The organism is Variovorax jilinensis (assembly GCF_030316885.1).
GTDB classification, from domain to species: Bacteria; Pseudomonadota; Gammaproteobacteria; order Burkholderiales; family Burkholderiaceae_C; genus Variovorax; species Variovorax jilinensis.
In genome coordinates this window covers 507,476-521,470 of sequence record NZ_JASZYQ010000002.1, presented here as the reverse complement: position 1 = coordinate 521,470, position 13,995 = coordinate 507,476, and the positions used below count along the sequence as shown (strand labels likewise).

Annotated in this window: 14 protein-coding genes; 4 read left to right on the top strand and 10 right to left on the bottom strand. The window is 67.6% G+C overall.

Annotated elements, in window-relative coordinates; genetic code table 11:
- Positions 1-17: 17 nt before the first annotated feature.
- The 4 genes from QTH87_RS09505 to QTH87_RS09490 are packed head-to-tail and all read left to right on the top strand — an operon-like array spanning position 18 to position 4,082.
- Positions 18-662 carry an LON peptidase substrate-binding domain-containing protein gene (locus QTH87_RS09505; RefSeq protein WP_286608666.1) on the top strand — a complete coding sequence of 215 codons (645 nt, stop codon included), beginning with the start codon at positions 18-20 and terminating at the stop codon, positions 660-662.
- A 59-nt stretch (positions 663-721) separates the two neighbouring features.
- Positions 722-2,281 carry a lysine--tRNA ligase gene (gene lysS / locus QTH87_RS09500; RefSeq protein WP_286608665.1) on the top strand — a complete coding sequence of 520 codons (1,560 nt, stop codon included), beginning with the start codon at positions 722-724 and terminating at the stop codon, positions 2,279-2,281.
- Positions 2,275-3,555 carry an Hsp70 family protein gene (locus QTH87_RS09495; RefSeq protein WP_444812774.1) on the top strand — a complete coding sequence of 427 codons (1,281 nt, stop codon included), beginning with the start codon at positions 2,275-2,277 and terminating at the stop codon, positions 3,553-3,555. Before lysS ends, QTH87_RS09495 begins: the two co-directional genes overlap by 7 nt.
- Complete coding sequence (locus QTH87_RS09490; RefSeq protein ID WP_286608663.1) at positions 3,552-4,082, top strand: M48 metallopeptidase family protein; 531 nt, start codon at positions 3,552-3,554, stop codon at positions 4,080-4,082. The genes QTH87_RS09495 and QTH87_RS09490 overlap by 4 nt, the downstream gene beginning before the upstream one ends.
- Positions 4,083-4,107: 25 nt before the next feature.
- Here QTH87_RS09490 and nagZ read toward each other — a convergent pair whose 3' ends face one another.
- From nagZ to QTH87_RS09440, 10 genes are all read right to left on the bottom strand, one after another.
- Positions 4,108-5,181 carry a beta-N-acetylhexosaminidase gene (gene nagZ, locus QTH87_RS09485; protein WP_286608662.1) on the bottom strand — a complete coding sequence of 358 codons (1,074 nt, stop codon included), beginning with the start codon at positions 5,179-5,181 and terminating at the stop codon, positions 4,108-4,110.
- Complete coding sequence (acpS, locus tag QTH87_RS09480) at positions 5,178-5,576, bottom strand: holo-ACP synthase (protein ID WP_286608661.1); 399 nt, start codon at positions 5,574-5,576, stop codon at positions 5,178-5,180. Before acpS ends, nagZ begins: the two co-directional genes overlap by 4 nt.
- A 13-nt stretch (positions 5,577-5,589) precedes the next feature.
- Entirely contained in the window at positions 5,590-6,345 is a 756-nt protein-coding gene (locus QTH87_RS09475; protein ID WP_286608660.1) for a pyridoxine 5'-phosphate synthase, read from the bottom strand.
- Complete coding sequence (gene recO, locus QTH87_RS09470; protein ID WP_286608659.1) at positions 6,342-7,100, bottom strand: DNA repair protein RecO; 759 nt, start codon at positions 7,098-7,100, stop codon at positions 6,342-6,344. Before recO ends, QTH87_RS09475 begins: the two co-directional genes overlap by 4 nt.
- A gap of 19 nt (positions 7,101-7,119) precedes the next feature.
- Positions 7,120-8,091 (bottom strand): GTPase Era, encoded by a 972-nt coding sequence (gene era, locus QTH87_RS09465; protein WP_286608658.1) that lies wholly within the window; start codon positions 8,089-8,091, stop codon positions 7,120-7,122.
- Positions 8,088-8,786 (bottom strand): ribonuclease III, encoded by a 699-nt coding sequence (rnc, locus tag QTH87_RS09460; RefSeq protein WP_286608657.1) that lies wholly within the window; start codon positions 8,784-8,786, stop codon positions 8,088-8,090. Before rnc ends, era begins: the two co-directional genes overlap by 4 nt.
- Positions 8,787-8,796: 10 nt before the next feature.
- Positions 8,797-9,153, bottom strand: a complete 357-nt coding sequence (locus QTH87_RS09455; protein WP_286608656.1) for a DUF4845 domain-containing protein — start codon at positions 9,151-9,153, stop codon at positions 8,797-8,799.
- Between the two features lie 26 nt (positions 9,154-9,179).
- Positions 9,180-10,151 (bottom strand): signal peptidase I, encoded by a 972-nt coding sequence (gene lepB, locus QTH87_RS09450; protein ID WP_286608655.1) that lies wholly within the window; start codon positions 10,149-10,151, stop codon positions 9,180-9,182.
- A 22-nt stretch (positions 10,152-10,173) separates the two neighbouring features.
- Positions 10,174-11,985, bottom strand: a complete 1,812-nt coding sequence (lepA, locus tag QTH87_RS09445) for a translation elongation factor 4 (protein ID WP_286608654.1) — start codon at positions 11,983-11,985, stop codon at positions 10,174-10,176.
- A gap of 522 nt (positions 11,986-12,507) precedes the next feature.
- Positions 12,508-13,992, bottom strand: coding sequence for a DegQ family serine endoprotease (locus QTH87_RS09440; RefSeq protein WP_286608653.1), 1,485 nt, complete (start codon positions 13,990-13,992; stop codon positions 12,508-12,510).
- Positions 13,993-13,995: the final 3 nt, after the last annotated feature.

The window sequence follows — 13,995 nt, the reverse complement described above, 5'->3', positions numbered from 1 at the left end:
CCACGCAAGGTTCAACGATGACGACCCCTCCCCTGCTGCGATCGCTCCCTTTGTTCCCGCTGGGCACCGTGCTGTTCCCGGGCGGCCTGCTGCCACTGCGCATCTTCGAGGTCCGCTACCTCGACATGATCGGCCGCTGCCACAAGGCCGGCGCACCCTTCGGCGTGGTCACGCTCACGCAGGGCGCCGAGGTGCGCCGCGCGGGCGCCGGCGCCGAGGCCTTCGCCGCCACCGGCACGCTCGCGGTCATCCGCGAGTTCGATTCGCCCCAGGCCGGCCTCATGCAGATCGAATGCGTGGGCACCCAGCGCTTCAACGTGCGCACGAGCGAACTGCAGAAGCACGGCCTGTGGACCGCCGAGGTCGATGCCGTGGCCGACGACCAGTCGGTCGCGGTACCGGACGACCTGCAGCACACGAGCGACGCGCTGCAGCGCCTGGTGCGCACGCTCGAGGAGCGCCAGCGCGCGGAAGGCGGCGGAACGCGGCTGCCGATCACCGCGCCCTATCGCTTCGAGGACTGCGGCTGGGTCGCCAACCGCTGGTGCGAGCTGCTGCCGATGCCGCTCGAGCTGCGGCAGCGGCTGATGGCGCTCGACAGCCCGCTGATGCGCCTCGAGCTGGCCAGCGACCTGCTGGCCCGCGCCGGCATCGCGACCTAGCGCGGCCCGTTAAAATGGCGGGTTGCGCGCGTTTTTGCCGCGCACCTACTCCAGCCCCCATGTCCGACCACCTGACTCCTTCCGTTCCCGCGCCCGACGCGCCCGCCGCCGCCCCTGCGGTCGACGACAACCAGCTGATCGCCGAACGGCGCGAGAAGCTCAAGGGGCTGCGCACGGCCCAGGCCGAGGGCAAGGGCGTTGCCTTCCCTAACGACTTCAAGCCTGCCGACCGCGCCGCTGCGCTGATCGCGGCCCATCGCGAGACGGCAGCCGAAGCGCTCGATGCGGCGCCGGTCGCAGTCAGCCTGGCCGGCCGCATGATGCTCAAGCGCGTGATGGGCAAGGCCAGCTTCGCCACCCTGCAGGACGCCACCGGCCGCCTGCAGCTCTACGTCACGCGCGACGGCATCGGCGAAGAGGCCTACGCCGACTTCAAGCGCTGGGACCTGGGCGACATCGTCGGCGCCGAGGGCTCGCTCATGAAGACCAAGACCGGCGAGCTGTCGGTCAAGGTGACGAAGCTGCGCCTGCTCACCAAGAGCCTGCGGCCGCTGCCCGACAAGTTCCACGGCATGGCCGACCAGGAGCAGAAGTACCGCCAGCGCTACGTCGACCTGATCACCGACGCCACCGCACGCGAGCGCTTCACCGCGCGCAGCAAGGCCGTGAGCGCGCTGCGCGATTTCATGGTGGGCCACGACTTCCTCGAGGTCGAGACGCCGATGCTGCATCCGATCCCGGGCGGCGCCAACGCCAAACCCTTCAAGACGCACCACAACGCGCTCGACCAGGAGATGTTCCTGCGCATCGCGCCCGAGCTCTACCTCAAGCGGCTGATCGTGGGCGGCTTCGAGCGCGTGTTCGAGATCAACCGCAGCTACCGCAACGAAGGCATCTCGGTCCGGCACAACCCCGAGTTCACGATGATGGAGTTCTACGCGGCGTACTGGAACTACCGCGACCTGATGGACTTCACCGAGACGCTGATCCGCACCATCGCCGACAAGGCCGTGGGCACGCAGCAGCTCAGCTACCAGGGCAAGCCGGTCGACCTCGCCCAGCCCTTCGAGCGGCTCACGATCCGCGAGGCGATCCTCAAGCACACCGAGGCCGGTGCCGGCGTGGACGACCCGGCGTGGCTGGTCAACGCGCTGCGCAAGATCGGCCTCAGCGAGGAAAAGGACAAGCTCTCGCAGCGCAGCCTGGCCAGCCTGCAGGTGATGTACTTCGAGGAGACCGTCGAAGAGAAGCTCTGGCAGCCGACCTTCATCATGGAGCACCCGACCGAGATCTCGCCGCTGGCGCGCGCCAACGACGAGCGCCCCGAGGTCACCGAGCGCTTCGAGCTCTACATCACGGGCCGCGAATTCGGCAACGGCTTCAGCGAGCTCAACGACGCCGAGGACCAGGCCGCGCGCTTCAATGCCCAGGTGGCCGCCAAGGACAGCGGGGATGACGAAGCCATGTTCTACGACCACGACTTCGTGCGCGCGCTCGAGTACGGCATGCCGCCGACCGGCGGCTGCGGCATCGGCATCGACCGCCTCATGATGCTGCTGACCGATTCGCCGAGCATCCGCGACGTGATCCTGTTCCCCGCGCTCAGGCGCGAATCTTGAGCACGCGCGCGCCCGCGATCGGGATCGACTTCGGCACGTCGAATTCCGCCGCCGCCTGCGTGGGCCCGGACGGCCGCGCGCGGGCGCTGCTGCTCGAGGGCCCGGCGAGCGCGCTGCCCACCGCGATCTTCTTCAACTCGGAAGACCGCAGCACCCATTTCGGCCGCGAGGCGATGGGCCTCTACCTGGCCAGCACCGAAGGCCGGCTGATGCGTTCGCTCAAGAGCATCCTGGGCAGCGCCCTCATGCAGGAGCCGACCGAGGTCGACAACCGGCTCGTCAGCTTCGAGGACATCATCTCGCTGTTCCTGTCCGAGATCGGCGAGCGTGCGTGCCGGCAGCTCGGCACCCGGCCCGGGCGCGTCGTGCTGGGGCGGCCGATCCGCTTCGTCGACGACGACGAGAAGCGCGACAGCCAGGCCGAGGATTCGCTGCGCCGCGCGGCGTCGAACGCCGGCCTCGGCGAGGTCAGCTTCCAGTACGAGCCGATCGCGGCCGCCTTCGACTTCGAGCGCCGCGTCTCGCGCGAGTCGCTGGTGCTGATCGTCGACATCGGTGGCGGTACTTCCGACTTCACCGTGGTGCGCCTGGGCCCGGACCGCGTCGACAACCCCGACCGCGCGGACGACGTGCTCGCCACCACCGGTGTCCACATCGGCGGCACCGATTACGACCAGCGCCTGAGCCTGGCCTGCGCGATGCCGCAGCTGGGCTTCCGCCATCACGGGCCCCAGGGCCGCGAGGTGCCGAGCCGCACCTTCTTCGATCTCTCGACCTGGCACCTGATCAACTGGCTGCAGACGCCGAAGTCGATCCGCCAGGTGCAGGATCTGCGCGGAAGCTATCTCGACACGCGGTTGCACGACCGGCTCATGAACGTGCTGGTCAACCGCGAAGGGCACCGGATCGCGAGCGAGGTCGAGGCCGCCAAGATCCGCAGCTCGGGCGGCGACGCCGAGGTCGCGATCGATCTCTCCTGCGCGGAGCGTGGCCTGCAGGCAGTCCTGACCGGCGCCGGGCTTGCCGAGCACCTGCAGGCGCTGCTCGGGCGCGTGGTCGACTGCGCGCGCGAATGCGTCGAGCGGGCCGGCCTGCGCCCCACCGCGCTCGACGCCATCTACCTCACGGGCGGTTCTTCGGCGCTGCAGCCCTTCCAGCAGGCGCTGCGCGAGGCCTTCCCGGGCGTCGAGCTGGTCGAAGGCGATCTGTTCGGCGGCGTCGCGGCCGGGCTGGCCTACGCAGCCGCCGGCACGCGCATCGCCGATCCGGCGTGAAATACCTCGCCGCCTACCCCGCGGCGCTGCGCGCCCAGGTCGAGCCGCTGGTCTCGGCGGGCCGGCTCGGCGACTTCCTGCAGAAGCGCTACGCAAAGGCGCACGACATCCGCACCGACCGCGCCCTGTACGACTACGTGAGCGAACTCAAGGCCGACTTCCTGCGCAATGCCGCGCCGCTCTCGAAAGTGGCCTTCGACAACAAGCTGCACGTGATCCGCAATGCGCTGGGCACGCACACGACGATCTCGCGGGTCCAGGGCGGCAAGCTCAAGGCCAAGCGCGAGATCCGCGTCGCCAGCCTGTTCAAGGAGGTGCCGATCGAATGGCTGCGCATGATCGTGGTTCACGAGCTGGCTCACATGAAGGAGCGCGACCATGACAAGGCCTTCTACCAGCTGTGCGCCCACATGGAGCCCGACTACCACCAGCTCGAATTCGATCTGCGGCTGTACCTGACGCACCTCGATGCCGGCGGCGCGCGGCTCTGGGCGCCGCAGGTGCAGGTCGAGCCCGGGGCGACCTGATCGCCCGCCGGGCGTCCGGCGTCTTCTAGAGGCGCTCGAGCAACGCCAGCGCCCGGCGATGCGCATTCGAGGCCTGCAGCGCAGTCCAGTCGAGCGCCGGTCCGCGCGGCAGCAGGCTGCGGCGCCGCCGCTCGCCATCGGCACTGGGCTGCCAGCGGCCGCTGCGGTGCGCATCCTCGAAGCCCGCCAGCAACTCGTCGAGCACGGCGCCATCGCCCACGCTCTGGTTGCACAGCAGCGCGAGGTCGCAGCCCGCATCGAGGGCCGCCAGGGCCGCATCGGTGTAGCTCAGCAGCCGGCCGTCGATCCGGCGTGCCGCCTCCATGCTGAGGTCGTCGCTGAACACCGCGCCATCGAAGCCGAGCCGGCCGCGCAGGATCGCCTGCAGCCACCTGGACGAGAAGCCGGCCGGCCGCGCATCCACCTTCGGGTAGATCACGTGCGCGGGCATCACGGCAGCCAGCGTGCCGTCGAGCCAGTCGTAGGGCCGGGCATCCTCGCCCAGGATGGCCTTGAGGCTGCGGCGGTCGACCGGAACTGCCACGTGCGAATCGGCCTTGACGAAGCCGTGCCCCGGAAAGTGCTTGCCGCAGTTGGCCATGCCGGCCTGCAGCAGGCCGTGCATGACGCTGCGCGCCAGCAGCGCCACCACGCGCGGATCGCGGTGGAAGCTGCGGTCGCCGATCACGCTGCTCTCGCCGTAGTCCAGGTCGAGCACCGGCGCGAAGCTGAAGTCGACACCGCAGGCCCGCAACTCGCCGGCCAGCACCCGCCCGCAGCCCACGGCGGCCTGGGTGGCGCGCAGCGGATCGCTCATCCACAGCGTGCCGAGCGCGCGCATCGACGGCAGCCGCGTGAAGCCGTCGGTGCGGAATCGCTGCACCCGGCCGCCTTCGTGGTCGACGCAGATCAGCAGATCGGGCCGCAGCGCCTTGATCTCGGCATTGAGCGCGCACATGCGATCGCGGTCCTGCCAGTTGCGGGCGAAATGGATCACGCCGCCGACCCGGGGATCGGCCAGCCGGCGCAGGTCGGCGGCCGTGAGTTCGACGCCCGCGACGTCGATGATCAGCGGGGCATGCAGGGAGTTTTCGGTCATTCTTCTTTGCGTTCGACCACCACGAAGCTCGCCGCGTAGTCGGTCTCGTCGGTCACGCTCACGTGGGCGCTGAGGCCCCGGGCCTCGAACCACTCCTTGAGCGGGCCGTGCAGCACGATCACGGGCTTGCCGCTCTTCTGGTTCGCGATCTCGCACAGGCGCCAGCTCATGGGCATGCGCATGCCCATGCCGACCGCCTTGCTGAAGGCTTCCTTGGCCGAGAAGCGGGTCGCGAGATAGCGCAGGCCGCGCTTCGGCCACCGCGCGCTGCGCGCCTGCCAGACCGCGAATTCCGCATCGCTCAGCACCTTGCGGGCGAAGCGCTCGCCCTGCCGCTCGAAGGTGGCGGCGATGCGCCGGATATCGCAGATGTCGGTGCCGATGCCGTAGATCACGTGGGCGCCGTCTTCAACGCGCTTCTTCGATGCGCTGCAGGTAGTCGCGCGTGGCGGCCGCGTAGCCCAGCTCGAGCGCGTCCGAGACGAAGGCATGGCCGATGGAGACCTCGCGCACGCCGGGCACGGCGCGCAGGAAATCGCCGAGATTCTCGCGGCTCAGGTCGTGCCCGGCGTTGACCTCGAGGCCGGCTTCCTGCGCCGCACGCGCCGCCTCGACGTAGAGCGCCAGCACCTGCTGGGCGCGCGAGGTGTCGCGCGAGGCCGCGTAGCCCTCGGTGTAGAGCTCCACGCGGTCGGCGCCGACTGCCTTGGCCGCCGCCATCATCTCGGGATCGGGGTCCATGAACAGGCTCACGCGCACGCCGAGCGCATGGGCTTCCGCGATCAGCGGCCGCAGGCGCTCGGCATCCTCGGGAAAGCTCCAGCCGTGGTCGCTGGTCGACTGGGTCTCGGTGTCGGGCACGAAGGTGGCCTGGTGCGGGCGCAGCTCGCGCACGAAGTCCATCAGGTTGTGGAAGGGGTTGCCCTCGATGTTGAACTCGGCGGCCGGCCAGTCGCGGTGCAGCAGCAGCGACAGGTCGCGCACGTCCTGCGGCCGGATGTGGCGCTCGTCGGGCCGCGGATGGACCGTGATGCCGTGGGCGCCCGCATCCAGGCACAGCGCGGCCGCGAACAGCACGCTGGGAATGCCGAGGGGGCGCGTGTTGCGCACCAGTGCGACCTTGTTGAGGTTGACCGAGAGGGCCGTGAAATAGGAAGTGCTCATAGCGCTTGGAGGTCCCGCATCATCTGCCGCGTGCGCAGGGTTGCAACGCCGCAATGGTAGTTGAGCAGCGCCCGCAACTGGTTGCGCAGGGCACCGTCGCGGCCCGCGCAGACCCGCAGCGTGGCCGCGAACGGCGCCCGGTCGTCCAGCGCCGCCTGCAGCGCGCGCCAGTCGGCACCGGCAAGCGCCGTCTCTTCGTCGGCCGCCTGGCGCAGGCCGGCCTCGGCGACCAGCGTGTAGCGGCCTGTGGGCAAGAGCGGCGCGAGCGTCAGCGTCTCGGCATCGAGCGCGGGCAGCAGGCCGACCTCGCGCAGCAGCAGCAGCTCGAAGGTCCGCAGCGCGGCCGACTGGGTGGCGGCCTGGGCGCCGGCGTGGTCTCCCGCGAGCACCTGCACCACGGCTGCGTAGGCATCGAACAGCGCCTCGTGCGGATCGTCGCGCGCGAGCAGCCGCAGCAGCAGCTCGTTGACGTAGTAGCCCGACAGCAGCGCCTCGCCGGTCGGCATCACGTGGCCGCCCATCCACTCGGCGCCCTTGAGCGTGCGGATCTCGGCTTCGCCGCTGAAGCTCACCTGCAGCGGCTGCAGCGGCAGCAGCACCGGACGGAAGTTGGAGCTCGGCCGCTTGGCCCCCTTGGCCACCAGCGCAATGCGGCCCAGGTGGCGAGTGAAGGTCTCGAGGATCAGGCTCGACTCGCTCCAGTCGTAGCGATGGAGCACATAGGCCGGTTCGTGCGAGGTTCGGCGCGTGGCCATTCAGCGCTCGCGCACGAGCCTATTCATAGCCGAAGGAACGCACGCGGGCCTCGTCGTCGGCCCAGCCCGAGCGCACCTTGACCCAGAGCTCGAGGAAGACCTTGGCATCGGCCAGCTTCTCGAGCTCGACCCGCGTCTCCATGCCGATGCGCTTGATGCGCTCGCCCTTGTCGCCGATCACCATCGCCTTGTGGCCGTCGCGCTCGACCACGATCGTCGCGGCGATGCGCAAAAGGCGCTTCTGGCCCTTCTTCTGCGGCGGCTCTTCCTCGAACTTGTCGATGATGACGGTCGAGGTGTAGGGCAGCTCGTCGCCGGTCAGGCGGAAGAGCTTCTCGCGCACCAGTTCGCCGGCCAGGAACTTCTCGCTGCGGTCGGTGAGCTCGTCCTCGGCGTAGAACCAGTCCTGCTCGGGCAGGTACTTCTCGCAGATGCCGAACAGGCGTTCGACGTCCTTCGGGTTCTTGGCCGACATCGGCACGAACTCGGCGAAGCTGTGCTTTGCCTGCATCGTCTGCAGCCAGGGCGCGATGTCGCCACGGCGGTGCACGTTGTCGAGCTTGTTGGCCAGCAGCACGGTCGGGATGCCCTTGCCGAGCAGCTTGAGCACGCGCTCGTCGGCCGGCGTGAAGCTGCCGGCCTCGACCACGAACAGGATCAGGTCGACGTCGCCGACCGCGCCTTGCACGGTCTTGTTGAGCGACTTGTTGAGCGCATTGGCATGCAGCGTCTGGAAGCCCGGCGTGTCGACGAACACGAACTGGGTCGGGCCCAGGGTGCGCATGCCCGTGATGCGGTGGCGCGTGGTCTGGGCCTTGCGCGAGGTGATGCTGATCTTCTGCCCCACCAGGGCGTTGAGCAGCGTCGACTTGCCCACGTTGGGCTTGCCGACGATCGCCACCAGGCCGCAGCGATGCGGCGCGTCGGTCCCGGCAACCTCGTCGGCGCCCTCGTCGTCGGCGGGGAGGATGGATTCGTTCGCTTCGTTCATGGGGTTGCCTTTGCGCCTCGCGCCTTGAGCCGGATCAACATGGCCGCCGCGGCGGCCTGCTCACCGGCGCGGCGCGAGCCGCCGATGCCGCGTTCGCGCAGGTCCAGATCGGGCACCTCGCATTCGACATCGAAAGTCTGCTTGTGCGCCGCCCCCAGCGTTCCGACGACGCGGTAGGCGGGCAGCTTCATTTTGTGACCCTGCAGCCATTCCTGCAATTCGGTCTTCGGGTCCTTCGAGGCCGCCTCCATGCGGGGGCTGATCTCCACCGCCTCGTAGAGCCGGCGCACCAGCGCCTGCGCTGCCGCATAGCCGGCGTCGAGATAGACGGCGCCGATCACCGCCTCGAGCGCGTCGGCCAGGATCGACGGCCGGTTCTGGCCCCCGGAACGCGATTCGCCCTCGCCGAGCCGCAGCAGCGGGGAAAGGGAAAGCTTGAGCGCGAGCTGGTGCAGCGTGTCCTGCTTGACCAAGTTGGCCCGCACGCGCGACAGATCGCCTTCGGGCAGCGTGGCCAGGCGCTCGTAGAGCAGGTGCGAGACCGCCAGGTTCAGCACCGAATCGCCGAGGAATTCGAGCCGCTCGTTGTGGTCGGCGGAAAAGCTTCGGTGGGTCAGCGCGAGCTGCAACAGCCGCGGGTCGGCAAACGGGTGCTGAAGGCGCCCCTGGAGCGCGACGAGTCCGCCGTCGGTCACGAGCAGGTCGTCAACGGGACTGGCCCTTGTACTTCAGCGTCAGGTAGGCCGGGCCGAAGAGGGGAATCTCGCGCTCGTAGGCGAAGGAGACGACCACCTTGTCGCCCTCCTTGCGCACGTCCAGGTCCTTGCCGCTGACCGAATGGAAGTCGTCGATGGCCTGTGCGCGATCGAAGATGGCGCGCACTTCGGGCACCGTCGAGCCTTCGGCTGCCTTGTTGGCGGCCTTGGTGATCGCCTGGTATTCGATCAGCGTCGGAATGACCTGCGCCACCACCACGCCGACGCAGGCCAGCACGACGGCCACGAACAGCAGGCCGATGAACGAGATGCCGCGCTGTTGTCTTCTGGTCTGACTAACCTTCATGCCCTCTTCCCCTCAATGACGATGCTCTATTCGAATGTGCCGATGCGCTTGAGATTGCCGAAGTTCATCCAGACCAGGAACGCCTTGCCGACGATGTTCTGGTCCGGAACGAAGCCCCAATAGCGCGAATCGAGCGAGTTGTCGCGGTTGTCGCCCATCACGAAATAGTGACCGGCGGGCACCTTGCACACCACGCCCTCGACACTGTAACGACAATTTTCCTGATTCGGGAACTGCATGATCTCGGCTTCCGAGAGTCCGGCCCGGCGCGTTTCGTCGTTGAGCAGCTTGTGGCTCTTGCCGCCGAGGTCTTCCTGGTACTGCTTGAGGTAGCGCATCGTCTCCTCGTCGAAGTAGTCGGGAATCGCGGTCTTGCTGACCGGCTGGCCGTTGATCGTGAGCTTCTTGTTCAGGTAGGCGACCTCGTCGCCGGGCACGCCGACCACCCGCTTGATGTAGTCCATGCTGGGCTTGGGCGGGTAGCGGAACACCATGACGTCGCCGCGCTCGGGCGCCTTGCCCTCGGTGATCTTCGTGTTGATCACCGGCAGCCGCAGGCCGTAGACGAACTTGTTCACGAGGATCAGGTCGCCCGTGAGCAGCGTCGGCATCATCGAGCCGGAGGGGATCTTGAACGGCTCGAACAGGAAGGAGCGCAGCAGGAACACGGCCAGGATCACGGGGAACAGCCCGGCGGTCCAGTCGAGCCACCACGGCTGCATGATCAGGCGCTCGCGCGCCTTGGCGTCGACCGTGTCGACCTGTGTGATGCCCTGGCGCGCGAGTTCCTCGCGCCGTTGCACGAGGGATGCGTCGAGCGCATCGGCCGCGCGCCGGCGCCGCGGCAGGAAATAGAAGCGCTCGGCCAGCCAGTACACGCCAGTGACGACGGTAGCGAGGAACAGGAGCAGCGCGAAGTTGCCTTCGACCGCGCCGAAGTACCAGGCACCGATGTAGCCGGCGAAGGCCGCGAGGATCAGGGAGGTGAGGAATGCCATCTGGGGGGCCGCTTCGGGCTTCTTAGTCTTCGACTTGCAGGATGGCGAGGAAGGCCTCTTGCGGGACCTCGACCGAGCCGATCTGCTTCATTCTTTTCTTGCCCGCCTTCTGCTTCTCGAGAAGCTTCTTCTTGCGGGTGATGTCGCCGCCGTAGCACTTGGCGAGCACGTTCTTGCGCAGCGCCTTGATTGTCTCACGCGCGATGATGTTGACCCCGATCGCGGCCTGGATCGCGACGTCGAACATCTGGCGCGAAATGATCTCGCGCATCTTGGACACCACGGCCCGGCCACGGTACTGCGACTGGGTGCGGTGCACGATGATGGACAGCGCATCGACCTTCTCGCCGTTGAGCAGGATGTCGACCTTCACCACGTCGGAGGCCCGGTACTCCTTGAACTCGTAGTCCATCGACGCGTAGCCGCGGCTCACCGATTTGAGCTTGTCGAAGAAGTCGAGCACGATCTCGCCCAGCGGCATCTCGTAGGTCAGCATGACCTGGCGGCCGTGGTAGGCCATGTTCATCTGAACGCCGCGCTTCTGGTTGGCTAGCGTCATGACCGAGCCCACGTACTCCTGGGGCATGTAGAGATGGACCGTGACGATGGGCTCGCGGATCTCGGCCATCTTGCCGACATCGGGCATCTTCGACGGGTTCTCGACCATGATCACCTCGCCGTCGTTCTTCATGACCTGGTAGACCACGCTCGGCGCGGTCGTGATCAGGTCCTGGTCGAACTCGCGCTCGAGGCGCTCCTGCACGATCTCCATGTGCAGCAGGCCCAGGAAGCCGCAGCGAAAGCCGAAGCCCAGCGCCTGGCTCACCTCGGGCTCGTAGCGCAGCGAGGAATCGTTGAGCTTGAGCTTCTCGAGCGCGTCGCGCAGCGAGTCGTATTCGCTGGCCTCGGTCGGGTAGAGGCCCGCGAACACCTGCGGCTGGATCTCCTTGAAGCCGGGCAGCGCCTCGGTGGCCGTGGCCGCCGCACCGCCGGTGCCGGGCCGGATCAGCGTCACGGTGTCGCCGACCTTGGCAGCCTGCAGTTCCTTGATGCCGGCGATGATGTAGCCGACCTCGCCGGCCTCGAGCGAGGCGCGCGGCTCGTTGGCCGGCGTGAAGACGCCGATGTTGTCGGCGTTGTAGGTGGCGCCCGAGGCCATCATCTTGATGCGCTCGCCCTTCGCCAGCCGGCCGTCGACCACGCGCACCAGCATCACGACGCCGACGTAGGGGTCGAACCAGCTGTCGATGATCATCGCGCGCAGCGGGCCGTCGGGATTGCCGCGCGGCGCCGGCATCTTCTTCACGACGGCCTCGAGGATCTCGTCGATGCCCATGCCGGTCTTCGCGGAGCACGGGATCGCATCGGTGGCGTCGATGCCGATCACGTCTTCGATTTCCGAGCGCGCGTTGTCGGGGTCTGCGTTCGGCAGGTCCATCTTGTTGAGCACCGGCACCACCTCGACGCCGAGGTCCAGCGCGGTGTAGCAGTTGGCCACCGTCTGCGCTTCGACGCCTTGCGATGCATCGACGACCAGCAGCGCGCCTTCGCACGCCGACAACGAGCGACTCACTTCATAGGAGAAGTCGACATGGCCCGGCGTGTCGATCAGATTGAGGTTGTAGACCTTGCCGTCGAGGGCCTTGTAGTGCAGCGCGGCGGTCTGCGCCTTGATGGTTATCCCACGCTCTTTCTCGATGTCCATCGAGTCGAGAACCTGTGCTTCCATCTCGCGTTCCGCGAGTCCGCCGCAGCGCTGGATCAAGCGATCGGCGAGTGTCGACTTGCCGTGATCGATGTGCGCAATGATCGAAAAATTTCTGATGTGATTCATCAACGGGAACGCTTAAGTACTTGAATTGGCTCGGACGCAGAACGCGACAGGCAAGAAAAAAGGGCGCGTCCTCTAGAGACGCGCCCTGAACCAACAAGCAATGGCAACTGCAGTAGTTGGAACTTCATTGTAGGCAAAAAGGGGGGCGCGTACAGCCGGGCCAAGGCCCGGGAGGGGTCGTTGCAGGTCAGCAACATGCTACTTATAAACAACTTATCAACAGGGTCGGTGGAGCAATCGCTTAACAACTTGTGGGCGAACTGTGGAGCGTCGGTGGACGAACAACTTGAATCTCGCATGGTGAAGCCGGCGTCAGCGCTTATGCATCGATTGGGCTCGGGAGGCCCTCTATTCTACCGAAATTCGTCCTTAGACTCGCCTTAAGTTAGTGAATGCCAACCAAAAAGCCGCTTCCGGCGCCCCAAAAAAAATTCCTGGGCGATGCGGCCCGGACGCGACAAGGACGAAAAATGGGCCCCAAACCCGACTGCGGGGTGGGGCCACTTGACGCGCCGGCCGACTTCAGCGCGCCGGCCGCAGCAGCGCGTATTGCGCCCAGTCGCCACGGCGGAACAGCAGGCTGATCGACTTGGACTTGTCGGCCTTGGCCAGCGCAGCCTCGAATTCCTTGAGGTTCGAGACCTCGACATTGCTGACGCCCAGCACCACGTCGCCCTCGCGCAGGCCGGCACGCGCCGCCGCGTCGGTGGCGGTGTCGACCCGCACGCCGCCCTTGAGCTTGAGCTCCTTCTTCTGCGCGTCGGTGAGATCGCTGAGCGTGAGGCCCATCGACTTCGCGGCCGCCGAGCCCGACGGCTTGGCCGCGGGTTCGTCGCGTTCCGCCACCTTGGTGGGCTTGTCGGGCTCGATCTCCGCGATGATCACGTTGATGTCGCGCGTGCTGCCGCGGCGGAAGACGGTGACCGAACTCTTGGTCCCGGGCTTGGTGTTGCCAACCAGCCGCGGCAGGTCGCTCGGCTTGTCGATCGCCTTGCCGTCGAACTTGGTGATGATGTCGCCCGGCTCGATGCCGGCCTTGTCGCCCGGCGAGCCCGATTCGACACCGCGCACCAGGGCGCCCTGCGCCTTGCCGAGTCCGATGGATTCGGCCACGTCCTTCGTGACCTGGTCGATCTGCACGCCGATGCGCCCGCGCGAGACGCGGCCCGAGGTGCGCAGCTGGTCGCTGACGCGGATCGCCTCGTCGATCGGGATCGAGAACGAGATGCCCATGAAGCCGCCCGAGCGCGAATAGATCTGGCTGTTGATGCCCACCACCTCGCCGCGCATGTTGATCAGCGGGCCGCCCGAATTGCCGGGATTGATCGCCACGTCGGTCTGGATGAAGGGCAGGTAGTCGCCGGTGTCGCGCTGCTTGGCGCTCACGATGCCGGCCGTGACCGTGTTCTCGAGCCCGAACGGCGAGCCGATCGCCATCACCCATTCGCCGACGCGCAGCTTGCCGATGTCACCGACCTTGACCGAGGGCAGGCCCGTGGCGTCGATCTTCACGACCGCCACGTCGGTGCGCTTGTCGGCGCCGACGATGCGGGCCTTGAACTCGCGCTTGTCGGGCAGCGTCACGAGCACTTCGGACGCGCCATCCACCACATGCGCATTGGTCATGACGTAGCCGTCGGGCGAAAGGATGAAGCCCGAGCCGACGCCGCGCGGACGCTCCTCGTCGGGCGCCTGTGGACGGTTCGGAGCGGCGCGCGGGCCCTGGCGCGGCGCGCCGGGCATCGGCTGGCCGAAGAAGCGGCGGAAGAATTCCTGCATCTCCTCGTCGGGCTCCCCGGCGGCGCCGCCGGCCTGCGCCGTCTTCTCGATGGTGCGGATGTTGACCACCGCCGGCCCGACCTGGTCGACCAGGTCGGTGAAGTCGGGCAGAACGCGGGCCTGGGCATGCACCGGCGTGACGGGCAGCATCGCCGCGGTCGAGCCCAGCGCCATCGCGCAGGCCATCAGGGACGAGCGAACGGTGTTCCCCTTGATCTTGAGCATCATCGG